Origin of the sequence: Mycobacterium kubicae, assembly GCF_015689175.1 — a bacterium.
GTDB lineage: Bacteria > Actinomycetota > Actinomycetes > Mycobacteriales > Mycobacteriaceae > Mycobacterium > Mycobacterium kubicae.
In genome coordinates this window covers 354,888-379,584 of sequence record NZ_CP065047.1, presented here as the reverse complement: position 1 = coordinate 379,584, position 24,697 = coordinate 354,888, and the positions used below count along the sequence as shown (strand labels likewise).

The following is a 24,697-nucleotide window of genomic DNA, read 5'->3' as shown; positions in this document are numbered from 1 at the left end:
TCAACCCTGACGGCCGAACCGTTGGGCCACCGCGCGCCGGTCCAGGGAACCCTTGGCGGTATGCGGGAGTTCGCTCGTCACTTCGAATGCGGCGGGAATTTCGAAGCCAGCCAACCTTCCTCGGCAGAATTCGGCCAGGTCCTCCGAACTGGGCGGGTTCGCCCCCCGCGGCACAATCGCCGCCGCGACCGCCTCTCCGTACATCGGGTGAGGTACCCCGAACACGGCGGCTTCCAGGACGTTCGGGTGGCTGGCCAGGATGCCCTCGACGCGTTCGGGCGAAATCTTCTCACCACCACGGTTGATGAGTTCTTTGATACGTCCGCGGATGCTCAGCGCTCCCTGCTCGGACAACGATCCGAGGTCGCCGGTGCGTAGCCAGCCGTCGGTGAAGTTGGCCGCGGTGATCTTCGGATCACCCAGGTAACCGCGCACCACCGTGCTGCCATGCAGCCACACCTCGCCCACCGCCCCCGGCGGCAGCGCCGCACCGTCCGGCCCAGCAATCCGGATTTCGGCCCCAGTCGAATTACCCACGAGTCCGGTTGCCTCAGAGAGTTTCCCGACCTCGTCAACACCAGTGGTACTCACCTGATGAGTGGCCTCGGTCATCCCGAAGGCGGAGACAACCGGCGCGGAGAACGCGGCCTTAAGTCCTTGCACCACTTCGGCGGTGAGCGGGGCACTGCAACTGCGGATGAAGCGCAACGCGGCGGGTTGGCTGGCGGACTCGGTCTTGGCGCGCTCCAACAGAATTTGGTGAATGGTCGGGACCGCGGTGTACCAGGTGGCGCCGGCGGCAGCGATGTCGTCCCAGAAGGTGTGCGCGGAGAACCGGCCACCCGCGGGCAACAACACCGTCCCCCCGGATGCCAAGGTCGACAGCAGCGCGGCGACCAAGCCATGACCGTGGTACAGCGGCATCACCGCAACCGTGGCGTCCTGCGGGCCCAACTGATATCCGGCGATGATCGAGCGCACCGAGTTCGCCAGGTTGCCTCGCGTCCAGGGCACCATCTTCGGCAACCCGGTGGTTCCGCCGGTGAACATGACCATCGCGTCCTCGTGGCGCAGTCCTTGCGGCGACGACGTGGCGGGTTTGGGCTCGCTGGCCGTGTCCAGGTGCACCGACAGGGTGCCTTCGGCACGGTTGACCGACACCGCGATCGGCCACCAGACCACGTCCGGTTCGGTTTCGTCACCGGAGGCAACCCTGTCGATGAGCACCGCGCGCGCCCCGGCGGCGTCGGTGCGGGCGCGTTGGTCGGCCACCGGCAATGCCGGATCCAGCGGCACCGCAACCAAATCGGCGCGCGACGCGGCGAGCAGGGCGACGACGAACTCGGCACTGCTGGCGGTGCGCAACCCGATGCGGTCACCGGGCCCCAGTCCGGCGTCGGTGAGCTGTCCGGCAAGGTCCTCGACGAGCCGGATGAGGTCCCGGTAGCTGACGGGAATGCGGTCGGCGGTGACGATCAGCGCCGGCGCTTCCGGCATACGGTCTGCCGCCGCGTGGACAAGGTCGGCAATACGCGGGCTCGACTGCTGGGATGTCATCGCGTGCGCTCCTTCGACTGGTGCTTCGGCCTAGTGAGCACGATGCCCGCGGCGAGCGCGGCAAGTCCAATACTGATCGGCTACCGCTCGATAGCCGGTGACTATTGATTTCTCAAGCGGTCGCGTCGAAGAGGATCGATAGATGCTGTCGATTGACGGATAGCGACCCGGTCTTGGACACCGGCCGCGGGCCGGACGACAGTGGTGAGCACAGACCGCACGCACAGGAGGATCGCCACCATGACCACCGACGGCTTTCATCTGGTCGTGGCAGCCCTGCAGGCCAACGGCGTCGACACCATCTACGGCCTGGTCGGCATCCCCATCACCGACCTGGCCCGCACCGCCCAGTCCTCCGGGATCCGCTATATCGGCTTCCGGCACGAGAGCTCCGCGGGCAACGCCGCCGCCGCCGCGGGTTACCTGACTCAACGGCCGGGCGTGTGCCTGACGACGTCTGGCCCTGGCTTCCTCAACGGGCTCCCCGCTCTGGCCAACGCCACCACGAACTGCTTTCCGATGATTCAGATCTCTGGATCGAGCGGTCGGGCGATCGTCGATTTGCAGCGCGGTGACTACCAGGACCTCGACCAACTCAATGCCGCGCGGCCGTTCGCCAAGGCCGCCTACCGCATCGGGCGCGTCGAAGACATCGGCCGCGGCATCGCCCGCGCCGTCCGCACCGCAATCTCGGGGCGCCCCGGCGGCGTGTACCTCGACATTCCCGGTGAGGTGCTCAGCCAGACCATGGAGACCGCGGCCGCCGCCGCCTCGGTCTGGCAGATCGTTGATCCGGCGCCGCGCCAGCTGCCGGCACCCGACGCCGTCGAACGAGCCCTGCACGTGCTCGCGCAGGCACAACGGCCGCTGATCGTCCTCGGCAAGGGCGCGGCCTACGCCCAGGCCGACAATGCTATTCGCGAGTTCGTGGAGACGACCGGCATACCGTTTCTACCGATGTCGATGGCGAAGGGACTGCTGCCCGACTCCCATCCGCAGTCGGTCGCCGCGGCCCGGTCGCTGGCCATCTCGCGTGCCGACGCCGTATTGCTGATCGGCGCACGACTGAATTGGCTGCTCGGACATGGGGAGTCACCCCAGTGGGCCGCCGACGCCAAGTTCATCCAAGCCGACATCGCCGCCAGCGAATTCGACAGCAATCAACCGATCGTGGCGCCGCTCACCGGTGACATCGGTTCGGTGATGGCGGCGCTCATTCAGGAGGTGACCGAGCATCCGATCAGCGTCCCGGCGGCGGACTGGACCAGCCAACTCCAGGAGCGCCGATCGGCCAATAACGCCAAGATGCGCGAGCGCCTGGCCGAAAACCCGCATCCGATGCGGTTTTACAACGCCCTGGGTGCCATCCGCGCGGTGTTACAACAGAAGCCGGATGTCTATGTGATCAACGAGGGCGCCAACGCACTCGACCTGGCGCGCAACATCATCGACATTGAATTGCCCCGGCACCGTCTCGACACCGGAACCTGGGGCGTGATGGGCATCGGCATGGGCTATGCCATCGCCGCCGCCGTCGAGACCGGCCGACCGGTCGTCGCGATCGAGGGCGACAGCGCGTTCGGGTTCAGCGGCATGGAGATCGAAACCATCTGCCGCTACCGCCTTCCGGTCACTGTCGTGATACTCAACAATGGCGGGGTCTACCGCGGTGACGAGATCCCCTCTGGCTCAGTAACGTCCGAGAAGGATCCGGCGCCAACCGTGCTCAACGCCGGGGCCCGCCACGAGCTGCTGGCACAGGCCTTCGGCGGCCAGGGATATCACGTGACGACACCGGCGGAGCTCACCGCGGCGTTGTCCGAAGCGCTGGCGTCGAATAGGCCCGCACTCATCGACTGCGAACTCGACCCGTCCGCCGGAGTCGAGAGCGGACACCTGGCGAACCTGAACCCGGCTAAAACCACGACATCGTCTTAACGCTGCCGGGTCAGGCTGCGCAACTGGGCGTCGAAGAATTCGTCCAGCGTCAGCTGTTGAGCGCACGCGGACAGGGCGCGCGCCACCGGTGACCCCGGCCCGGCAGCATTGGTACCCAGCACGATCTGGACCTTCAAGCTCGGGTCCACCAGCTGAACCGCACGCACGTCCGCACTGGTGGATCCACTGATGGAAGTGGTCCACAACCAGGTGTGCGGCACGATACACGCGGAGTTTCCCGTCACGACTTGGGCGAAAAGGGAAGCCACCGAATCGGTTTCCACCTGCGGCGTAACAGTGAGCCCGTGGTCGGCGAACGCCGCGTCGATGACCTGGCGATCGCGCATATCAGGTGTGAGCAACGCGAGCGGCAGTTGCGCGGCGTCCGGCCAGCGCAATTCGCCGACGCCCGGCGCCAACATGTCGGCCGGAGACAGCAGCACATAATGCTCTTCGTACAGCGGAATCAGCTCCACGTCGGAACTGTCTGTGGGTGCGGGATGCGCGATGACGGCGTCGAGTTCGAAGTCGCGCAGACGCCGGTACAGTTCGGTCGCGGCCAGCCGGGACGCGATTTGCACCTTTGCCAGGGGATGGGCCGAGCAGAACGCCGACAACACCAGCGATGCCGTCGTCGATGCGGTGGGTACCGTCCCCAGCCGCAGTGTGCCGGTGATTCCGGACTGCACGGCGCGGACCTCTGCTTTGAAGGCATCGTGTTCGGCGAGAATTCGCTTGGCCCACACCACCAATCGTTCGCCCTCCGGGGTGAGCCCCTCGAAGCTGTGGCCTCGGTTGATCAGCGTGACGTTGAGTTCGCGTTCCAGCTTCGCAATCGCCGACGACAACGCCGGCTGGGATACGTAACACTTCTCGGCGGCCCGGGCGAAATGGCGTTCCTGGGCGACGGCGACGAAGTATTCGAGCTGACGGAAGAGCACCGCACCTCCTGGGCCGTGGGCACGATCTCGGTGAGGCTAGCTGGTCGCTGCCCGGACGCCTACCGACGTTAGCGGAGCTACCCGAGAAATGTTTGCTATGGCCCCGAGCGGTAAGACACCATCTAGAATGTCGATATATTCGTCGGACCATCTCGGAGGGTGGGCGCCATGCGCGGAGCGGTTCGTTATCTGTTCGTTATGGTGGCAATTGCCGTGATGGTTGCGGCGGGATCGGGAAGCACGGCTACCGCCGCACTGCCGGTGCCCACGCCGCCCCCCGGGGTTGCTTCGGTGTTGCCGGCCAATGGCGCGGTGGTGGGTGTGGCACATCCGGTGGTGGTGACGTTCAACGCGCCCGTCTTCGATCGGCGCTCAGCCGAGCGGACCATCCGCGTCACCTCACCGAGCAACATGACCGGACATTTCCAGTGGCTGGACGGCAACGTCGTGCAGTGGGTCCCCAATCAATACTGGCCTGCGCATACCCATGTTTCGGTAGGTGTTCAGGAGCTGACCGAGGGCTTCGAAACCGGTGATGCGCTGCTCGGTGTGGCGAGCATCTCCAAGCACACCTTCACGGTCAGCCGCAATGGTGAGGTGCTGCGCACGATGCCGGCGTCGATGGGTAAGCCCAGCCGCCCGACGCCCATGGGCAACTTCAACGCCATGTCGAAGGAACGCACCGTGGTCATGGACTCGCGGACCATCGGCATCCCGCTCAATTCCTCGGATGGCTACCTGATCACCGCGCAGTACGCCGTGCGCGTCACCTCGAGTGGCGTGTACGTGCATTCGGCGCCGTGGTCAGTGAATTCACAGGGTTATGCCAACGTCAGCCACGGGTGCATAAACCTCAGTCCGGACAACGCCGCGTGGTATTTCAACCAGGTCCAGGTGGGTGACCCGATAGACGTGGTGGCCTGACGTCGTCGTGGTCGGCGCAGGCGTGTGGCGACGGTCACAGTGCCTGGCCGGAAGAGCTGCCTGGCTGTGCCGGTTTGCGTTAGAGACTGACGCGAACGAAAGGCCGAGCCATGACCGGTCCGCAGGTAGATTCCCTCGCCACACGAGTTGAGCGGCTTTTCGCCGACGATGATCAGTTCCGGCGCGCCAAGCCAGTTGCCGCAACGCGCTCAGCAGCGCGTCAACCCGAGCTCCGACTGTCCCAGGTGCTGGAAACCCTCGTCGATGGCTACGCGGATCGCCCGGCACTCGGATGGCGTGCTCGTGCTCTGACCACCGATCCCCACACCGGCCGCACCACGACCTCCTTGCTTCCCCGATTCGAGACCATCACGTACCGCGAACTGTGGGACAACGTGCGCGCGATCGCGGCGGCATGGCGCAACGATCCGGTCCATCCCACCGCTGCGGGCGACTTCGTCGCCACGGTGGGATTCGCCAGCGCCGAATATCTCACCGTTGACCTCGTTTGCGGCTACCTGGGTTTGGTGGCCGTGCCGCTGCAGCACAACACCACCGCGTCGCGGCTGCAGCCCATCCTCGCCGAGGTCGAACCCCAGACACTGGCCGTAGGGGCGGGTTACCTCGACCTTGCCGTCGAAGCGGCGTTGGGCAGCACCAGTTTGCGTCGCCTGGTTGTCTTCGACTACCAACCCGAGGTCGACGACCACCGCGAAGGCTTGCAGCGGGCACGGGACAAGATTGCCGCCGCGGGCATGTCGGTAGCCGTCGAGACACTCGACGACACGATATCCCGCGGCCGCGCTCTGCCAGCGGAGCCGCTGTTCACCGGTGACACCGACCAACGGCTCGCCATGATCATGTACACCTCGGGCAGCACCGGATTGCCCAAGGGCGCAATGTATTCCGAGCGGATGGTGGCCAAGATCTGGACCAACCAGCTGATGCCGGACTTCGAGCACATCCCAGTACTCAACGTCAACTTCATGCCGTTGAACCACCTCGGTGGCCGGATACCGTTGTCCACGGCGTTTCAGGCCGGCGGCACCAGCTACTTCGTGCCGGAAAGCGACTTGTCCACACTCTTCGACGACTGGAACCTGGTCCGCCCCACCGAGATGGGGCTGGTGCCCCGCGTCGCCGAGATGCTCTATCAGCGTTACCAGAGCGCGGTCGACCGACGCGTCGCACAAGGAGCGGAGACCGCCGCAGCCGAAACCGAGGCGCTAGCGCAGTTGCGCGAGAACGTTCTTGGCGGCCGGGTCCTCACCAGCTTCAGCGGCACCGCACCGCTATCGGCGGAGATGAAGAACTTCATCGAAGCGTGTTTGGGCGTGCATGTCGTGGACGGGTATGGCTTGACCGAGGTGGGTATGGTCACCAAAGACGGCGTGATCACCAAACCCCCGGTGATCGACTACAAACTCGTCGACGTCCCCGAGCTCGGTTACTTCCTTACCGACAAGCCGTATCCACGTGGTGAGCTCCTGGTGAAGTCGGCCACGTCGATGTCCGGTTACTACAAGCGGCCCGACGTCACGGCGAAAGCGTTTGACGCCGAAGGCTATTACCGCACCGGTGATGTGATGGCCGAGCTGGAGCCGGGCCGGCTCGTCTACGTCGACCGACGCAACAACGTCTTGAAGCTGGCGCAAGGAGAGTTCGTCGCCGTCGCCCGACTGGAAGCGGTGTTTGCCAGCGCGCCACTGGTTCGGCAGATTTTCGTTTACGGCAACAGCGAGCGCCCGTACCTGTTGGCGGTGGTGGTTCCCACCGGCGAGGCCCTGGACAGGTATGCCGGTGACGCGGCCGGGCTGAAGGCTGCGCTGAGCGAATCCCTGCGTCAGACAGCCAAACTCGCCCAGCTGCAATCCTATGAGGTGCCCGTCGACTTCCTGGTGGAACTCGACCCGTTCAGCGCCGACAACGGATTGCTGTCGGGGGTCGGTAAGCTGCTGCGGCCGAAATTGAAAGAGCATTACGGTCAGCGACTGGAACAGCTCTACACCGAACTCGCCGATACCCGGGTCGCCGAACTTCGTTCCCTGCGCGAAGGTGCGGCCGACCGCCCGGTGATCGACACGTTGACCCGCGCCGCGGAGGCCTTGTTGGGACTGGTGAGTGGCCCGCCGGCGCCGGATGCACACTTCATGGATCTCGGTGGTGACTCCCTGTCGGCGTTGACCTTTTCGAATCTTCTGCAGGACATTTTCGATGTGGAGGTGCCGGTAGGCCTGATCATCGGTCCTACCACTGATCTTCAGTCATTGGCCGATTACGTTGCAGGCGAACAGCAATCCGTCTCCAAGCGGCCTACCTTCGCGTCGGTGCACGGGAAGGGCGCGACGCAGGTGCGCGCGGCGGAGCTCACCTTAACCAAATTCATCGACCCCGCGACATTGGCCCAAGCGCCCACGCTGCCCCGAGCAGCCGGTTCTCCACACACCGTGCTGTTGACCGGGGCCAACGGGTATCTCGGCCGGTTCCTCACCTTGGAGTGGCTGCAACGGCTGTCCGAGCGTGGCGGGAAGTTGATCGCCGTCGTGCGCGGCAACGACACCGAAGCGGCCCGTGCCCGGTTGGCCGATGTCTTCGGCAGCGGCGACTTGCAGTTGGTGCAGCGGTTCGAGGAATTGGCCGCCCATCACCTCGAGGTCATCCCCGGCGACATCGGTGAGCCGAATCTCGGTCTGGATCAAGCTACCTGGGAGAGGCTGGCGCAGACCGTGGACATGATCGTCCACCCGGCCGCGCTGGTCAACCACGTCCTGCCCTACGACCAGCTGTTCGGGCCCAATGTGGTGGGCACGGCCGAGTTGATCCGACTGGCGATCACCGCGCGCATCAAGCCCGTCACCTACCTGTCGACCGTCGCGGTGGCGATGCCTGTGCCCGCAGGCGAATTCGACGAGGACGGGGACATCCGGGAAATCAGCGCGGTGCGGCCCGTCGATTCCAGTTACGCCAACGGGTACGCCAACAGCAAGTGGGCCGGCGAGGTATTGCTGCGTGAAGCACACGATCTGTGCGGCCTACCCGTCGCGGTGTTCCGTTCCGACATGATCCTGGCCCACAGCCAGTTCGCGGGACAGCTCAATGTCCCGGATATGTTCACCCGCCTGATCTTCAGCCTGCTGGTCACCGGTATTGCGCCGTGGTCTTTCTACCAGTCCGACGATCCAGGGCGGCGCGCTCGGGCGCATTACGATGGCCTGCCCGCCGACTTCGTCGCCGAATCGGTCACCACACTGGGCGAAGACTCAGCCGAAGCTGGAATGTACCGCTCGTTCGACGTCATGAACCCGCACGACGACGGTGTCTCACTGGACGTGTTCGTCGACTGGCTGATCGCCGCCGGCCACGACATCCGCCGCATCGACGACTACGACCAATGGCGTGGCCGTTTCGAGACAGCGCTTCGTGCCTTGCCCGACAAGCAGCGTCAGTACTCGGTGTTACCGCTGTTGGAGGCCTACCGTCAGCCGGAGCGGCCGCTGCGCGGCGCGCCCGCTCCCACCGACGTCTTCCGCGAGGCGGTCCAGGCGGCCAAGATCGGTCCAGATCAACACATTCCGCATTTGTCGCCCGCGCTGATCGACAAGTACGTCGCGGACTTGCAATTGCTCGGACTGATCGAGGGGGTTGGGAGATGACCGCCGAGACCGCCCGCGCCGTGCGTTTCGACCGTTACGGTGGACGAGATGTGCTGTACGTGACGAACATCGACATGCCGACGCCCGCACCGGGCGAGGTGGTCGTCGAGGTTCGGGCCGCCGGCATCAATCCCGGCGAGGCCGCAATCCGGCTCGGAGCAATGCACGAGATGTTCCCCGCGACCTTCCCCTCCGGGGAGGGTAGTGACCTGGCCGGGATCGTGACCACCGTTGGACCCGAGGTCAGCGAGTTCGCCGTCGGCGACGAGGTGTTGGGGTTCAGCTTGCGCCGGTCCAGCCACGCCACCCACACTGCCGTCCCGGTGACGCAGTTGATCCGTAAACCGCCCGAGTTGAGTTGGGAGGTGGCGGGTTCGCTGTATGTGGTCGGCGCTACGGCGTACGCGGCGGTGCGTGCCGTCGCACCGCAACCGGGTGAGACGGTCGCCGTCTCGGCCGCTGCGGGCGGGGTGGGCACTCTGGTGGTGCAGCTGCTGGTGCACCGCGACGTACGGGTCCTGGGCATCGCCGGGCCCGGCAACGCTGAGTGGCTGCGCGCCCACGGTGTTACGCCCATCGTCTACGGGGACGGTTTGGCGCAGCGGTTACGCGACGCCGCGCCCGACGGGATCGATGCATTCATCGACTTGTTCGGACCCGACTACGTGCAGCTGGCGGTCGACTTGGGCGTGGCGCCGGAGCGTATCGAGACCATCATCGCGTTCCAAAAGGCAGGTGAAGTCGGCGCCAAGACCGAGGGCAGCGTCGATGCGTCGACCCCCGAGGTGCTCAGCGAGATCGCCGGGTTGATCGCCACCGGCGCGGTCGATTTCGACATCGCCGCCACCTTCCCCCTTGACCGCGTCGCTGACGCTTATGAAGTGCTCGAGCAGCGGCATACGCACGGCAAAATCGTGTTGGTGCCCTAACACGCGGCCAGAGCTACGCCAGGCCGATCTCTCGCTGTCGCAACGGGTTCTGGCCAAAAGAGTGAATCCGAACGAGAGTTGGCCGCGGGTGGGCACCCGCCGCCTCGCGCCTGGTGATGCCGGCCTGCTCAAGTGCCGATTACCGATACGGGCATCCGCGTCACGTACGCGTTGGCCCGTTCTTCGGCGCTCATGTTCAGGGCGGCGCGGAACTGTTCGGTCACCCGCCGCAGCGCTGTTCTCGCCGCAGAAGTCCGGAAAATGCGCGGCGGCGCAACATGGTTGACGGTCATGATCATGGCGTGCTCCTGCTGGCAGCCCGATCGGCGCGCGTCATTCAGCCGCTGGACGGCCAAGCCGTCACACTCAGGCGGCGAAGCGAATGCCGGAGCCGGATCGGGACAAGATGGATTCGGGATAGGGACTATCGCTGGGACTCATATCTCGCCCTCACCTCCTCGCAGCCAGGACACACGCGGGTGTCATCACAGTTTCACCAACACGAAAGAGGCGCGAACCTTCGACGGCAGAGCGTCGAACACACCCCTCTCGTCGGAGCTTCGGCACTGCACGGCGTATCCGAATGCTTCGGAAGCCACTTGGGCTCAACCCTTAGGCCGGGAAGAGCTGTCCTGACCCGGGGCGTCTCTCGACGTTCGGGGTCAGTGGCCTGTGTCCATGCAGACGCCTCACCTACCGAGGTGTCTTGCGGGTCCCATGGTCGCACCGAACCCTCGACTCGTCAAACGGGTCGCGCCACGGCCTACCCTCGAACGCATGGCCACTACTTTGCAGGACCCACGGGTCGCCTCGACGCTCGACCGGATGTATGCCGCCGCGAAAGATCAGATGTCGCTGTTGCAGGACAGGCGCGGGGATTTCGCGCGGCCCATGACCGCGCAGGAGCGCACCGAGGCGATGAGCGAGTTCTACATCCCGGTGACCCCGGAAGCGGGCCAACTGCTCTACGCGCTGGTGCGCGCTACCCGTCCGCAGACCGTCGTGGAATTCGGCATGTCCTTCGGCATCTCCGCACTACACCTGGCGTCCGCGGTGCGCGACAACGGCACCGGCCGGGTGATCACCACCGAGCTCAGCGACACCAAAATCGCCGCCGCGAAAGACACCTTCGCCGAAACCGGCCTGGACGACGTCATCACGATATTGGAGGGAGACGCGCTGTCCACGCTGACCGAACTGGACGATCCGGTCAACTTCGTCCTGCTCGACGGGTGGAAGGACCTCTATCTGCCGGTGATCAAGCTGCTGGAACCGCGGTTGTCACCTGGAGCGCTGGTGATCGCCGACAACACCGAGGCCGCCGACGCCGGGACCTACCTCGACCACGTCCGTAACCCCGACAACGGATACGTCAGCTTCAACTTGCCCGTCCGCGCGACCGACAGCATGGAAATCAGCTGTTGGGCAAGCAAGTAGCTATCTGACCGACTCTTCCAGCCACGGGATGAGCCACTTCACCCCTTCGGGGGTGAGGTGGACCCCGTCGCTGCGCACCTTGATGCCGTCCACCTTGGCGGTGTAAACCCCGTCCGGGCACAGCTTCTTGTTCAGGTCCACGATCCCGACGTTGGGTCGTTGGCTAACTGCGTTGCGCAGCATGGTGTTCCACTGGTTGACCCGATCGGGCTGGTCCTCCGGATAGAGACGACCGTCCGCCTTCTCGCCGCCGCGGCTATAAGGGACGGTGGCAACCATCACTCGCACTCCAGTCGAGCCGACGATGTTCAACGCCCGCTGCAGTTCGAAGTTGAGATACGCATCGAAGGTGGGGTCACCGATGTGGGTCCATTTGCCCTCGTTGACGCGGTCCACCGTCTCCCAGCGACCGATGACCAACAACGCCACGTCCGGCCGGTCTTGATTGATCTGCGTCGTCCACCGGCCCGGCCAGGTGTCGCATTCGGCTCGCTGCTCCAGCGTCTGCCCGATGTAGCGATACGGGGTGCCGCGCACCAGGCTGCAGCCGATGACGGTGTGGTCGATGAATTTGAACCCCGGCGTCGCGGGCAGGTAATGCATCATGGTCCACCCGATCGAATCGCCGAACACCGAAACGGTGAACGGCCGGTTGGGGTCTCGCGGTCCCGGAGCAGGCACCGGCTGACCGGTCTGCGGAGGTGACGGCGACACCGCCGCGACCGCAGAAACCCCCGGCGGGAGCCCGACCTCGCGTAGCGCGGGTCCGGTGGCGACCGGGACGACGAGGATCGTCGCAGCCGCAGCGGATGCGACGGTGGCCGCCGCGAGCGGCAACAGCGGAACTCGCTCGGGTCGCCAACGCCGAATGGGCTGCTCGATCAACCACCATGAGGCGCCGGCGGCCGCCACCGTCGCGGCACACCGCACGGCGAAGAGTTGCAGTCCCGACCATCCGGTTCGTTCACCGTTGAGCATCAAGAAGATCGGCCAATGCCACAGGTAGACGCCGTAGGAAATCGCGCCCAGACCGACCAGCGGACGCCACGCCAGGATGCGCGCCACCAGTCCGCGCTGCTCCAACGCCACCGGTGCGACCACCAGAGCAGCGGCGAGTGCCACCACGATCAACAAGCCGTGACGGAATTCGCCGGCGCTCCCACTGGCGAAGTGGGTGATCGCGGCCAGCACAACCAGACCGAGCACCGGCAATATCCGCATGATTCGCCGACCCCAGCGGCTGCGCACCAGGCACCAGCCCCGGTTCAGCGCCGACCAGTCGCGGACGAGCAACGCCGAGGCGGCCGCGCCGACCAGCAATGCCTGCGCGCGGGTATCGGTGCCGAAGTAGATTCGGTCCCGGCTGGCGTCGGTGGTGAAGATGATCGCAGCCGCGGCGGACGCGATGGCCCCCAGCGAGCCGATGACGAAGGTGGCGAATCGCACGTGGCCCACCGTGGTTTTCGCGAAATAGCGCTTGGCGCGCGCCGCCAGTAGGAGGGTCACCCCGATCAGCAGAACCGGCCAGATGAAGTAATACTGCTCCTCGACGCCCAGCGACCAGGTGTGTTGCAGGGGCGATGGCGGAGCGCCCTGGGTGAAGTAATCCGTCTTCTGCGCGACGAACCGCCAGTTGGCCATCCACAGAAAGGCCGCGATCGCGTCACTGCGCAACCCGGTAAGCGACTGGTAGGGCAGCAGGTCACGCGCCACACCGACGGTGAGGACCATCAACACCAACGCGGGCAGCAGCCGCCGCGCGCGGCGAATCCAGAAGCCGGTCAGGTCGATACGGCCGTTGCGGCCGAGTTCGTCGAGCAGCAGTGACGTGATCAGGAATCCGCTGAGCACGAAGAAGATGTCGACACCGATGAACCCACCGGTCACACCGGGGATGCCGCCATGGCCGACCAGGACGAGCGCAACGGCGATGGCTCGCAATCCGTCCAAAGCTGGGATGCCGTTGGGTCGTTGCGGCTGGTCCCATTTGGCCAGCCGTCCCACCCGCCGCACCGGAGCCACCCAGCGGCGCCGAGCAGAAGGCGCCGGCGCGGGATGTTTCCCGCCCGGCTCAGTACTCGCTGTTAATGCGCCCCGACCATCTCGTCGCCCGGCGCCCACGTTGCTGCCGATACGTCGTTGCCCCTCCTCGTGATCTCCGCAAGCTTAGAGGCGGCGTGGGCCGGATCAGCGCAAGACACGCAACGGTTTTCGGCAGCTTTTCTCGGGCTGGACCGTTCGCCGCGGTGGCGGTCGGACAAGATCTGGTCCGGCAGTTTGGCCTCGTGCACCGATCATCAATGTCGGCTGGACGTCGTTCCGGCGCGCACCGCGGCGTGCTCACCTGCTCGTTTGCCCGAGAACACGCAGTCCGCCAGGGAAAGCCCACTGATGTAGGAATTCGAGCAGACGCCCACCGCGGTGCGCCCCGCGGCGTAAAGACCTGAGATCGCGGACCCGTCGTCCCTCAAAACTTCCCCGCTGGCACCGTCGACCTTCAGCCCGCCCAGGGTCATCCCGGGCACAAAGTAAGCCATTGACGGCCGGATGGAGATGTCCACGCCGTAGAACGGAGGTTGCCGCAGGGGCCTCAACATTGCCGTTGCCTTGCGGGCGGGGTCTTGCAGACTCTCCGCGGCGGCGTGGTTGTAGGCCGCCACGGTGGCCGCCAGACCGGAAGGCGAGATGTCGAGTTTGACAGCCAATTCGTCCAGGGTGGCCGCCTTGCGCCGCTCGGTCGTCAACACCGCGGCCATCTGGAGTCGCTGAAGCGGCGTGGTCTGGTAGGGCAATTGCGCTCGGGCCCGCTGCCACATCGCTGCATCGAGTATGAGGAAGCCTTTTCCCCCGAAGTTCCGGACCATGACGTCGGCGTGGGTGGCGCCGTACAGGTCTTCGTTCGCGATGCGTTCACCGTTGACTCCGACGCTGACCCCCTGCAACATCGCCGACGGAGGGCTCAAGAACCGCCAGGCGGCCAACCGATTCAGGTATGCGGTGGCTCCACCGACACTGACCCCCAGCATGATGCCGCTGCCGTCGTCGCCTTCGGTTCCCATCGGCGATATACCCGCATAGGCTGGCGCGTTGTACAGCAACATGTCTCGGTTGAAAGCGAATCCACCGGCGGCCAGGATGACGTTAGGTGCCTCGACGATCAACTCGCCGCTGCGGCGCCACAGCCGCCTCTCGCCGGTGGGTAATGCGCGGCCGATCGCGGGCGCCCAGTTGGTCAGTTTCGCCCGCAACGGCGCTGTGCGCAGGTAGTGCTGCAACATGATCAAGTTACAGTCGGTGACGCTACGGCAGCGCAGTCCGGCCACCCGGCCATCGACCATCAGCACCTCCTCGGCTCGGGTCAACGGCAAAAACTGCACACCCAGGCTCTCCGCGGAGCGGCGCAGCGCCTGCCACAGCGCCCTGCCCGACCCCATGCCTTTGGCAACTTGGCGGTGTCCACGTGGCGCCGGCATGGCGTGCAAGCAGTACGGATAGGCCTGTTCATTGCCGGAAAAGTACAGATAGTGCCGGTCGGTCGGATACGACGTCTTGTAATCGCACAGCATCCCCGCAAACCGGGCGCCGTGCTGCTCCAACCACGACAGCCGCTGCACACTTTCCTCGCAGAATCGTTGCAACGTGGCGTCATTCACCACACCGGCGACCTCTTGGCTTAAGTAGCAATACATCTCGCGCGGCGTATCAGGGTATCCCGCTGCATACTGGTATCGAGTACCTCCGCCGGCGTAGACCACTCCACCCGACAGCGCTGATGCCCCGCCCCCTAGTGACCTGTCCACCACAAGCACCCGGGCACCGTGCTCCGCAGCCGCGATCGCCGCGCAGGCACCGGCGGCGCCGAATCCGACGATCACTACGTCGAATTGGTCGGCACCCGGCCTTCGGTCAGTGGCGCTTATCGGCCACGAGCGGCTGATCTCGTTGCGCCGATTCCGAACCGACGCGTCCTTGGTCGAATCCATCGCCATCAACTCCTTCATGCAGCTGCCGGGGCTGGCAGGTCGACCCGCCTGATCAAGCAGAATGTTGGTGGCCGAAGTGGCTGTCGCCTTCGGCATGAAGGCTCGGAATCGACCTAAGGGCTTGTGAGTCGGTGATCCGGAAGGCGTTGTCTTCCAGAATAATCCAGCCGTTACGCTCGAACTGGCTCAGAGTCGCGCTGACCGTCTTGGCTGGAACACCGACCAGACGAGAGAAGTCTTCAGAGGTCAAGTTATGCACCACCCGCACCGTGTCACCGTCTTGCCGGCCGAACCGCCATTCCAGGAACAGAAGTCGGTTGGCAATGCGCTTCGGTGCGTCGGCCGACGCGAAGTCGCCCACGAAAGTCGTCATAAATCTTGCCCACCGCGCCAAAAGGCGAAGCAGTTGCTCGCCGATTTCTGAATGTTGAGCCATCCACCTCAGAAGTTGCGCGCGTTCGATCGGTACTGCCAGCACCGCGGTGAGGGCGGTGACGCTCGCGTCGCATGCCGCCGGATCGAACATCGCAGTGACACCGAGGAGTTCTGCGGGTCCTACCACGGTGATGAGCATCTCGTGGCCGTCGGGGCGCCGATACGAAACTTTGACTTTGCCGGAGATGATCACGTAAAGGCGGTCGCCGAAGTCGCCATTAGTTGTCCCGATATTGCCGGGTGGAAGGTGCACCGGCGCCAGCTGCCGAGCGAACGCCGAGACGACATCGGGTTCTGTTTTGGAGAAGATTCCCGTTGCGTAGAGCGCCTGAAGAACCTCTCGGTGTTGTGTTCCCGTGCACGAGCTGTGGTGGGAGTGCCGCAATCTGATGCTGTTGCGATGGATTTGCGGATCGGGGAGGTCGCTCGCATCGCAACACCTCAACCCTGTCGCCGGCCGCCCCAACAGAGTCATAGCTACCCTCGCCGCTGACTGCGGGCGGTGGTCCTGAGAACGATCACGAAACCAACGTTAGGTGCACCCGTGCAGTGCAACGACACGTCGTGCGCAGCAGTATGTCCAAATTGCGCAACGCAGAAGGTTCGACGTCAGGGACCGGGGCTAGAGCAGGCCCAGCAGTTGCAGGTCTTCAGCGTATTTGACGATGACTGGTGCTGAGACATGCGGAACATCTTTATCCGAACCAATTTTCGCCTCTTGCACCGCGGCGCGGAAGCGCTCGGTGGGAGCCCGCGACCCGAGGATGGGCTGTTGGGGCTGCTGGTAGTTCTGCAACAGCGGCAACAGCGAGGCTTGGCGCTGCCGGTCGGGCAGGGCCCGCAGGCTGGTCTCGAACCGGCGCAGCCACTCATGGTAGTCCGCGATGCGGGTGATGGCATATCCGGCTTCGATCAACCAGTCGATGTACTCGTCGAGTCCGATGCCGTCGTCGTAGGGGTTCATCACGTGGTAGGTCCGGTGTCCGTCGACCTCCTGTGCTCCCAGCGCGGAAATCGACGCAGCAATGAACTCCACCGGCAGACCGTCATAGTGGGCGCGTTGGCGTATGCCGTCGGCGTTGTCTATCGGGGGCTCGTAGAACGAACCGGGTGCGATCCCGGTAGCCAATACGCTCAGGATCAGCCGCGTGAACATGTCCGGCACGTTGAGCTGACCGGCATATGTGGTGTCGGCCAGAATCATGCTGCAGCGGAACACCGCTACCGGCAAACCGCACAAGTCGTGCGCTTCGCGCAGCAGCACCTCGCCGGCCCACTTGCTGTTGCCGTATCCGTTGGCGTAGCTGTCGTCGATCTTGCGCGACGGGCTCGACACCCGAATGTCTGTGTCCTCAAGGAACATCGAAGGATCGATCTGATCGCCCACACCGATTGTGGAGACGTAGGTGTAGGGCTTGAGCTTCGTGGTCAACGCGATGCGGATCAGCTCAGCGGTGCCCACGGTGTTCGGACCGAACAGCTCCGCATAGGGCAGCAGGTGGTTGACCAGTGCGCCGGGGTCGACGATCACATCGACGGTGTCGGCCAGCCGCTGCCAGCTCCGCTGGCACAGGCCAAGATTGGCAGCGCCCTTGTCACCGGCGACGACCGCCAAATGTTCCGCGGCCAGCCGCTGGTAGCGGGCGAGCAGCTCGGGGTCGCGACCGTCGAAGGTCTTGTCCAGCCGGACCCGTGCTGCCGCGTCGTCCTTGGCGCGCACCAGGGCGATCACCTTGCCATCGATCAATGCCATTCGTTCCAGCCACTCCAGCGCCAGGTAGCGGCCCAGGAAGCCGGTCGCGCCGGTCAACAGAACGGTGCGCACCTCCCTGGCAGGCCGGCGCAAGTTCGGCGCGGCAGCCAACGTCTGCGCTGCAATGAACTTGTCCAGCTTCAAGTCGGCGGCGTAAACCTCCGCCGCGCCAGCACCGTGCACGGTGGCGAAGCTCGGTCGCTTCGTGCCGGCGCGGCCGGCTTCGATGTAATCGGCGACGGCCTGCAAATTGTTGGCCGGGCTGACGATGACACCGACCGGCACATCCACGTCGAAAATCTCATGCAGCAGGTTGCCAAAAGTCAGTGCCGACAATGAGTCTCCACCCAAGTCGGTGAAGTGCGTTTCCGCTGACACCTCCGCGCGGACCGCACCCAGCAGGGCGGCTGCCGCCCGAGCTACTGTCTGGCGCACCGGCGCGGTAGCTCCGGTGCGTCGCAGTTCGTCCAGCTCGCCGGCCTGGTTAGCGTCCAGCTCGGCGTAGAGCCGTTCGAGGCGCTGGCCGTAGTGCTGCTTGAGCCTCGGCCACGCCAGCTTGCGAACTTCGGTCAGCAGACCATTCTCCGGAGTGAACGGCGTAGTTTCGATCAAGAAGTCGCGCGGCACCTCGTAGGACTGCAGCCCAGCCCTTCTGGCGACGTCTTGCAGAGAGTCGGTGATCAGACTCTTCAGTTCGGTGAGATCATGTTCGGCCAGCGCCTTTTCGGTGGGTACCACCACGGCCAGCAAGTACGGCTGGGTACTGTTGCCATAGACGTAGATCTGGCGAACCAGGGGGCTACAACCGAACACCGCCTCCAACTTCGCGACCGCGACAAACTCGCCCTGAGCCAGCTTCAGCACATTGTTGCGGCGATCGACATAAAGCAGCCGACCTGGACCAGTTTCGGCGACGACGTCACCAGTGCGGTAGTAGCCGTCGGCATCGAACACTTCAGCGGTGACGTCAGGCCGCTTGTAGTAGCCGGGAAACACGTTCTCGCTCTTGAGCAACAGCTCACCCCGCGGATATGGCCGGTCGGTGGTGAAGTAACCGAGATCCGGTACGTCGACAAGCTTGTAGTCGACGACGGGCGGACTCTGAATTTGACCGTCCAACAACACCATTCCGGCCTCGGTCGAGCCGTACCCGTTCACCACGTGCATCTGGAGCAATGACTCCACCCACCTGGTCAACTCAACTGAGGTCGGAGCCGTTCCCGTCATCGCGAAGATGACGCGACCGCCAAGCAGACGTTGCCGGTGCTCCTCCAACACTTCTGCTTCGATGACCTCGCGGTGATTTCGGCCGGCGTCAGCGGCGCATCGGCGGTCCACTTCACTGCGGAATGCCTGAAACAGCGTCTCCCAGACCCGGGGAACCAGGGTCAACTCCGTCGGACGCACCAACCGGAGGTCGTCCAGCAGCGTGGACAGGTCACTCTTGGCCGGAAAATATGCGGTCCCGCCATTGCCCAAGGTGCCGTAGAGGATTACGCGACACATCGAGTGGCTCATCGGCATGAAGTTCAGGGTGATCGACGGCGCACTGGCCCCCACCCAGGCGCGGTTGGGTCTTTGCCACATCCGGGCCAGAATGCTGCGCGGATACATCGCGCCCTTGGGCGCACCCGTGCTACCGGAGGTGTAGACCACCAGGGCCAACGGGTCCTGGCCGTCTACCGCGGCCAGCGACGGCGTCGGCAGCGTCCTACCGCGCTCGACCACCTGGGCCAATGTCATGACGGTCACCGTGGTGTCGGCCAACCGCGCCCGCGCGGTTGCTACCGCCTCGCGCTGCTCGTCGACCTCGGGGTGATAGTCGAACACCACCAGTCGTGCCGGCGGATGATCGGCTTGGGCCAAGTCGACTGCCAGGTGCAGATATTCGGCGCTGACGGCGATCGCAATGGGCTCGGTTTCGGCCACTATCGCCTGTAGCTGGGTGAGTGATGCGCTGGCCTGCAACGGAACAGACACAGCACCACATAGGGCCAGCGCCATATCGATCGTGGTGTAGTCGACGCTGGTGAAGCCCAGCATGCACACCCGGTCACCCGGCGACACCACATCGTCAAGCCATCCGCTGGCCAGGGCAGTGACGCGCTCCCCCAACTCGGCATAACTGATCGTCTCGAACCGGGACAGCAATTTCACCGACCTGCGCCCACTCGCAGGGTCAACGATGAATTCGACAGCGCGTTGCCCCAGCGCGGGTCGATCGGCATAACCCCGAAGAACCGACTGGATGACTTGGGGCAGGGGTAGCCCCGGGCGCTGAACCGTCGCCGCCACCGCCTCGCTAGGGAAGGCGGCAGCGAATTGTTTATCGCTGGTTGCGATTTCAGCAATTCGGCGCTGCAGCCGCTCCTCATGAGTGGCAGGCGACATAGCAAAACCTTTCAAGCAAAGCGATGACTGACCGACATCGAGCCAACGCTAGACAGCCGACGGGTCAGCCACTATCCATCGTGCGCACGCCTCTAACCGCATAACGCACAGGCGGTTCCGTCCGCTGTCGCGGGGTGGCTTGCACCAGTCAGCATGCCCGCAGTGCACCATGCGGCCCAGGCAGTGCGCACGCTGGATACTCGGCCGGCCACAGACGCCCCCGTCGGCGGGGTCGAGCAAATCGGCGCGCTGAATGCCCGTGCATAACGGCTGTCGGCTCCACGGTCGACTGTGCGAACTGAACTCAATCCTTGCGCGAGTCGGCCGGGCGGTTGCGCAATGTGGATACCTCAATGAACGAGACGGCCCTAATCTGACGGCTTAGCACGAATTCGAAAGGTGAATCGATGACCATACTTTCTGACGCGCTGGTCGCGGACTCGGACGCATCGGCAATCTGGAAGCGGGTCAACGAGATCGCCCCTGTCCTACGTGAGCACAGTGAGGAAGCGGAAGCCGCCCGTCACCTGAGCCAACCCGTTGTCGACGCGATGCGCTGGGCGGGTGTCTTCCGGATGGCGATGCCCGCGGCATGGGGTGGCCCCGAACTCGACGTGTGCACACAGGTCGAGGTGATCGAGCGGTTGGCCAGGGCAGACGCCTCGGCGGCATGGTGCGCCATGATCGGAACCGAAAGCGGGTTCTTCGCTTCTTACCTCGATGAATCCGCGGCCCGCACCCTCTACCCGGAATTAGACATGATCAGTGCCGCATTCCAAGGCCCGGCGGGCACTCTCGAAGTCTGTGACGGCGGCTATCGCCTATCGGGCCGATGGCCGTTCGGCAGTGGGGTGACCCACGCCGACGTCATCGCCGGCGGCGCCATCGTCAAGCAGAACGGACGACCGCGATTGACCCGTTCGGGTAAGCCTGAATACAGAGTGGCGATCCTGCCAGCGCACGAGTGGAAGATCGTCGATACGTGGAATCCAGTCGGGCTCGCCGGCAGCGGCAGCCACGACTACACGATCGAAAACGCCTATGTGCCGCAGGATCACACGTTCGTTCCGGGAGAACACCACCGGTCCGAACCCTTGTATGCCTGGTACGGCCTGTTGCCCGCCTGCGGTGTCGGCGTCGCACTTGGCGTGGCGGCAGAAGCATTCGATAACGCACGCGAGATTCTGGAATCCAGAATCAGCAAGGTGACCAATGTTCCCGCGAAGCAGGATCCGGTCGTCTTGAGCAATTTGGCGCGCGCATCAGCCATGATCGGCGCATCGCGCAGCCACGTATTCGACACACTCGGCGATGTGTTCGCAACACTGCAAGCCGGAAAGGAACTTTCGCTCGACCAGCGCGCCCGCTGGGCCGGTGCCGTCGTACACGCAGGAACTTCCTGCCGTGACGCGGTGCAACTGTTGGTCGACGCGGTCGGTGCTGGGGCGCTACACCGGTCGTCTCCACTGCAACGCCAGCTACGCGACCTCAACATGGTCGCCCAGCACGCGTTGACAACGAAGCGGGTGTGGGAGTGGTCCGGGGCATTGTATTTCGGCACGCAGCCCCCGGTAGCCGTCTACTGAGACAGGTCCGACCTTCCCGGTGTGCCTAGAGAGACTTGAGACGACGAACACGGTCGTCCGATACGCGTTGCGCGAGCTCGCTGTTCGGGGCAAAAAGCTCGAAGCCATGGGGGGCGCCGGCATGCAGGTGAAACTCGGTTGGCACACCCGCTGCCATAAGCCGTTCTGCGTATCGCAGATCCTCCCGCCAGAACAGGTCGAGTCCGCCCACGTCAATGTAGGTCGGTGGCAGCTCAGACACATCGTCAGCGCGCGCCGGCGCGGCGTACGGCGAGACGGTCTCGCCGCCTACCTTCTCCCCGAGCAGGGCCGTCCACCCGGTGATGTTGTCATCAGAATCCCACGTCAAATGTGACGCCACGGCGGAGCTACCTGTTTCTGTGCGGTCATCAAGCAGCGGCGCGAACAGAAGCTGCTGGGCTAGTGCCGGACCACCTCGATCTCGTGCCAGCAAAGCTACTCCGGCCGCAAGTCCACCTCCTGCGCTGCCGCCCATCACCGCAATGCGTTGTGGGTCGACGGAAAGAGCGGATGACTGTTCGGCTAGCCACACCAGCGCTGCATAACAGTCTTCGACCGGAATCGGATCCGGATACTCTGGCGCGAAGCGATATTGAACCGACAGAATCGGAACGCCGGACAACGCGACATACGACCGCACAAGCAGGTCGTAGACGCGGTGCCAACCCATAATCATCCCGCCGCCATGCAGCAGAAGCGCTGCCCGGCCAGATTCACGCGTGCCAGTGGGCCGGTAGAGAAACAACGGCAGTGGCGTGCCGTCCAATGCGTTCACCACGAACGGGTAGACATCGACTCCGCTGGCAGGAGGGAACATTTGTGCGGCCCTGTCTAGGGCCGCTTCGACGATGACCCGCCGGGTCCGCCAATCACCGGCCGGCGGTCGCCGGACCTGTATCTCTGTCATGTTCTGCGGGATGCACTACGGCGCAGGGTTTCCGCCGGCTTCTCGTGGTAGCGAGCCGAATAGGTGGCCGCGAACCTGCCGAGATTGGCGAAACCCCAGCGGGAAGCGACCGCAGCCACGGTAACCACCGATGGATCCGCTTCAAGCAATGTCTGATGCGTTCGGCGCAACCGAACCTCGCGCAAATATGCCATCGGCGATGTTTCGAGATAGCGTCGAAATCCATACTGCAGCGTACGAACGCTCAAATGACTGTGCGAGGCAATCGACGACAAGGTCAACGGCGAATGAGCTTCTTGCTCAATGTATTCGATGGCGGTACGGATCGCGCGGGGCGCTGTCGGCCGTTCGTGGCAGACGACGGCCTCCCGGTGTGGATGCGGAGCGGCCAGCAGGAAGCCGCGCACGAGACTGTCGACGAATGGCATACCGACAAGCGGTTGGGTAAGCAAGCCGTCCTGCCGGAGAATCTGCTCGGTGAACAACCCCAACATCGTGACCCAACCTTGGACTGGCGGCGTATGCGCCGGCAGGCTGGGAGAAGAATCGATTTGAGAAGTCGCGCGATAACCTAGCGCATCGCTGAGGGCCTCATCGACGGCGTGGCGGTCGATCGTCAAACACATCATCTTGGTGCCGGCCGTCCATCGCGTCGCGCACCTATTGGTGTGTTGGCGCTGCGGGGCCAGCACGGTAGTAGCGCCAGGACCGACGGATACAGCAGCGCCTTTATAGAGCCCTTCCACCCGGCCGTTCTGCAGCACCAGCACCTGATAGGTGTCGTGGCATCCTCGGCTATCCATCGAGATGTCGGAGCCGACAACGAGTTCGGAAACCGTGACGGGACCGAGTCGGCCCGCCCGTCTGCACAGGGAAAAAGATTTCGGGTCACTGACCAAATCGACGTGGCGCCGGCCGCAGCAAGCGAGGGCGAGGTCATCAAACGTTGGCACCGGTGTCAAAGTGCGCATAGGCGCAGTGGTAGCTGTCGATCGTTCAGTCACGCAGTTGCCCTCCTCGTTAGCAGCTAGTGTCCTTTCCCCTCGCCTCGGCAACAACCACGGTAATGCCGTTGTCGTGGAATGAAAGCGCCGCTGCCAGAGACTGCGCCACGCGTCCGCAGTCATGCGCTAACTGGCTACTCGGCCGCTCGCACTGGGGCAGCTGTCAAAAAGCGAAGACCTATGCCCGCTCTTCGAGCACACCATGTATGACTTTCGGTAATGAGACGGGTGACGCGAGCAGCTGCATAATTGAATTTCCGTCTAAGGGTTGGCTTTTCGACGCTATGGCTGCGGTGTCACCGACCGCGTCCGCTGGTATCGTCACGCAGGTGGTGGGTTGTACACTGCCTCAGTTCGGGGAATTGGCGCACGCGGATGTGGCTGCATTTGCAGCGGCGACGGAGCAGTTGGGCGTTGACAGCTTGTGGGTCGCCGACCGACTCTTGGCACCCGTGGACCCAACCGCACTACATGCTGGTATGCGCGGTGCGATACCCGAGCACTACCGCACCATCGCTGATCCGTTAATCGCGCTGACTGTAGCCGCGACCGTGACCACTACGGTGCGGTTGGGCGCCAGCGTGTTGGTGGGGCCTTGGTATCCGCCGGTCCAGTTGGCGCGTCAGCTCACGACCATTGATGCCGTCAGCGACGGACGGTTGCTGCCCGGATTCGGTGTCGGCTGGTCGCCTGACGAGTACTGCGCTTCTGGCGCTCGTTTCGAGGACCGCGGCGCGCTTCTCGATGAGTTGTTGGATGTATTGATTGCGCTCTGGACCACCAGTCCCGTTGAGCATCAAGGCGTTCACTGGTCGATCCCGCCGTCGTGGGTTGACTTCAAACCGGTTCAGCGCCCGCGGCCACCGATTGGACTGGGCGCCTTCACCGGTGCCGGCTTGCGGCGGGTGGGTGAGCGTGCAGACTGCTGGCTGCCAGTCGTGTGGGCCAGTAATCACGTGGATCTGTCTCCGTTACACGCACAACGGAACGCGGTCGATGCTGCCGCCCGCGCGGTTGGCCGCGACTCTGCTGAGATCACTGCACAGGTTCGCGTCAACGTCGCGCCTGGCACTCCCCTTGTGGCGGTGGCTGACACCACGCGTCGACTGGCCGACAACGGTTACCCGGATTCGTTCGTGGAGTTGATGTGGGCCGTCGAGGATATCGACTCCCAACTCGAGTGGATCGCGAAATTCGCGGCCTTGTAATCAAAAGTCGGAAGCCATCGCATAGCCAGC

General features: G+C 64.3%; 16 protein-coding genes and 1 riboswitch. Of the genes, 7 read left to right on the top strand and 9 right to left on the bottom strand.

The genetic code is table 11. The features are described from left to right. Nucleotides 1–1,557, bottom strand: a complete 1,557-nt coding sequence (locus tag I2456_RS01805; protein WP_085073877.1) for a FadD7 family fatty acid--CoA ligase — start codon at nucleotides 1,555–1,557, stop codon at nucleotides 1–3. Nucleotides 1,558–1,797: 240 nt separating this feature from the next. Here I2456_RS01805 and oxc point away from each other — a divergent pair, with 240 nt between their 5' ends. Continuing rightward, nucleotides 1,798–3,495, top strand: coding sequence for an oxalyl-CoA decarboxylase (gene oxc / locus I2456_RS01800; protein ID WP_085073876.1), 1,698 nt, complete (start codon nucleotides 1,798–1,800; stop codon nucleotides 3,493–3,495). Here the strand turns inward: oxc and I2456_RS01795 are convergent. Beyond that, a complete protein-coding gene (locus I2456_RS01795; RefSeq protein WP_068030328.1) occupies nucleotides 3,492–4,436 on the bottom strand; it encodes a LysR family transcriptional regulator in 945 nt (314 codons plus the stop codon). The two genes, oxc and I2456_RS01795, sit on opposite strands and share 4 nt — an antisense overlap. A 168-nt stretch (nucleotides 4,437–4,604) precedes the next feature. On the opposite strand from I2456_RS01795, the gene I2456_RS01790 reads away from it, so the two are divergent. The 3 genes from I2456_RS01790 (at nucleotide 4,605) to I2456_RS01780 (ending at nucleotide 9,942) form a co-directional block, all read left to right on the top strand. After that, complete coding sequence (locus tag I2456_RS01790) at nucleotides 4,605–5,360, top strand: L,D-transpeptidase (protein WP_068030757.1); 756 nt, start codon at nucleotides 4,605–4,607, stop codon at nucleotides 5,358–5,360. A 110-nt stretch (nucleotides 5,361–5,470) separates the two neighbouring features. Beyond that, entirely contained in the window at nucleotides 5,471–9,013 is a 3,543-nt protein-coding gene (gene car, locus I2456_RS01785) for a carboxylic acid reductase (RefSeq protein ID WP_085073875.1), read from the top strand. Further along, nucleotides 9,010–9,942 (top strand): NADP-dependent oxidoreductase, encoded by a 933-nt coding sequence (locus I2456_RS01780; protein ID WP_085073874.1) that lies wholly within the window; start codon nucleotides 9,010–9,012, stop codon nucleotides 9,940–9,942. Before car (I2456_RS01785) ends, I2456_RS01780 begins: the two co-directional genes overlap by 4 nt. Before the next feature lie 128 nt (nucleotides 9,943–10,070). On the opposite strand, the gene I2456_RS01775 is transcribed toward I2456_RS01780, so the two are convergent. After that, complete coding sequence (locus I2456_RS01775) at nucleotides 10,071–10,298, bottom strand: hypothetical protein (protein ID WP_085073873.1); 228 nt, start codon at nucleotides 10,296–10,298, stop codon at nucleotides 10,071–10,073. Between the two features lie 181 nt (nucleotides 10,299–10,479). Then, nucleotides 10,480–10,650, bottom strand: a riboswitch (M-box (ykoK) riboswitch). Between the two features lie 69 nt (nucleotides 10,651–10,719). Here I2456_RS01775 and I2456_RS01770 point away from each other — a divergent pair. After that, entirely contained in the window at nucleotides 10,720–11,379 is a 660-nt protein-coding gene (locus tag I2456_RS01770; RefSeq protein ID WP_085073872.1) for an O-methyltransferase, read from the top strand. Here the strand turns inward: I2456_RS01770 and I2456_RS01765 are convergent, their stop codons facing one another. From I2456_RS01765 to car (I2456_RS01750), 4 genes are all read right to left on the bottom strand, one after another. After that, nucleotides 11,380–13,392, bottom strand: coding sequence for an acyltransferase family protein (locus tag I2456_RS01765; protein WP_068030756.1), 2,013 nt, complete (start codon nucleotides 13,390–13,392; stop codon nucleotides 11,380–11,382). Nucleotides 13,393–13,676: 284 nt separating this feature from the next. Next, entirely contained in the window at nucleotides 13,677–15,362 is a 1,686-nt protein-coding gene (locus I2456_RS01760; RefSeq protein ID WP_085073940.1) for an FAD-binding protein, read from the bottom strand. A gap of 52 nt (nucleotides 15,363–15,414) precedes the next feature. Continuing rightward, complete coding sequence (locus I2456_RS01755) at nucleotides 15,415–16,272, bottom strand: Crp/Fnr family transcriptional regulator (protein ID WP_085073871.1); 858 nt, start codon at nucleotides 16,270–16,272, stop codon at nucleotides 15,415–15,417. A 147-nt stretch (nucleotides 16,273–16,419) separates the two neighbouring features. Beyond that, nucleotides 16,420–19,941 (bottom strand): carboxylic acid reductase, encoded by a 3,522-nt coding sequence (car, locus tag I2456_RS01750; RefSeq protein ID WP_085073870.1) that lies wholly within the window; start codon nucleotides 19,939–19,941, stop codon nucleotides 16,420–16,422. Between the two features lie 407 nt (nucleotides 19,942–20,348). Here car (I2456_RS01750) and I2456_RS01745 point away from each other — a divergent pair, with 407 nt between their 5' ends. Beyond that, complete coding sequence (locus I2456_RS01745) at nucleotides 20,349–21,527, top strand: acyl-CoA dehydrogenase family protein (protein WP_068163583.1); 1,179 nt, start codon at nucleotides 20,349–20,351, stop codon at nucleotides 21,525–21,527. A gap of 25 nt (nucleotides 21,528–21,552) precedes the next feature. On the opposite strand, the gene I2456_RS01740 is transcribed toward I2456_RS01745, so the two are convergent. Both I2456_RS01740 and I2456_RS01735 read right to left on the bottom strand, forming a co-directional pair. Next, the gene (locus I2456_RS01740) at nucleotides 21,553–22,323 is read right to left on the bottom strand and encodes an alpha/beta hydrolase (protein WP_241007845.1); all 771 of its coding nucleotides are present in this window, start codon (nucleotides 22,321–22,323) and stop codon (nucleotides 21,553–21,555) included. 128 nt (nucleotides 22,324–22,451) lie between these two features. Continuing rightward, nucleotides 22,452–23,426: an AraC family transcriptional regulator gene (locus I2456_RS01735; protein ID WP_163703760.1), complete on the bottom strand. Its 975-nt coding sequence runs from the start codon at nucleotides 23,424–23,426 to the stop codon at nucleotides 22,452–22,454. A gap of 239 nt (nucleotides 23,427–23,665) precedes the next feature. On the opposite strand from I2456_RS01735, the gene I2456_RS01730 reads away from it, so the two are divergent. Beyond that, nucleotides 23,666–24,667, top strand: coding sequence for a TIGR03619 family F420-dependent LLM class oxidoreductase (locus I2456_RS01730; protein ID WP_241007844.1), 1,002 nt, complete (start codon nucleotides 23,666–23,668; stop codon nucleotides 24,665–24,667). The last annotated feature ends 30 nt before the right edge of the window (nucleotides 24,668–24,697 follow it).

Bases quoted from the DNA above. Each gene is read 5' to 3' on its own strand.
- I2456_RS01730 (WP_241007844.1), top strand. From the start codon at position 23,666: ATGACTTTCGGTAATGAGACGGGTGACGCGAGCAGCTGCATAATTGAA.
- oxc (WP_085073876.1), top strand. From the start codon at position 1,798: ATGACCACCGACGGCTTTCATCTGGTCGTGGCAGCCCTGCAGGCCAAC.
- I2456_RS01805 (WP_085073877.1), bottom strand. From the start codon at position 1,557: ATGACATCCCAGCAGTCGAGCCCGCGTATTGCCGACCTTGTCCACGCG.
- car (WP_085073875.1), top strand. From the start codon at position 5,471: ATGACCGGTCCGCAGGTAGATTCCCTCGCCACACGAGTTGAGCGGCTT.
- I2456_RS01780 (WP_085073874.1), top strand. From the start codon at position 9,010: ATGACCGCCGAGACCGCCCGCGCCGTGCGTTTCGACCGTTACGGTGGA.
- I2456_RS01745 (WP_068163583.1), top strand. From the start codon at position 20,349: ATGACCATACTTTCTGACGCGCTGGTCGCGGACTCGGACGCATCGGCA.
- I2456_RS01790 (WP_068030757.1), top strand. From the start codon at position 4,605: ATGCGCGGAGCGGTTCGTTATCTGTTCGTTATGGTGGCAATTGCCGTG.
- I2456_RS01755 (WP_085073871.1), bottom strand. From the start codon at position 16,272: ATGACTCTGTTGGGGCGGCCGGCGACAGGGTTGAGGTGTTGCGATGCG.
- I2456_RS01770 (WP_085073872.1), top strand. From the start codon at position 10,720: ATGGCCACTACTTTGCAGGACCCACGGGTCGCCTCGACGCTCGACCGG.
- I2456_RS01735 (WP_163703760.1), bottom strand. From the start codon at position 23,426: ATGCGCACTTTGACACCGGTGCCAACGTTTGATGACCTCGCCCTCGCT.
- I2456_RS01760 (WP_085073940.1), bottom strand. From the start codon at position 15,362: ATGGATTCGACCAAGGACGCGTCGGTTCGGAATCGGCGCAACGAGATC.
- car (WP_085073870.1), bottom strand. From the start codon at position 19,941: ATGTCGCCTGCCACTCATGAGGAGCGGCTGCAGCGCCGAATTGCTGAA.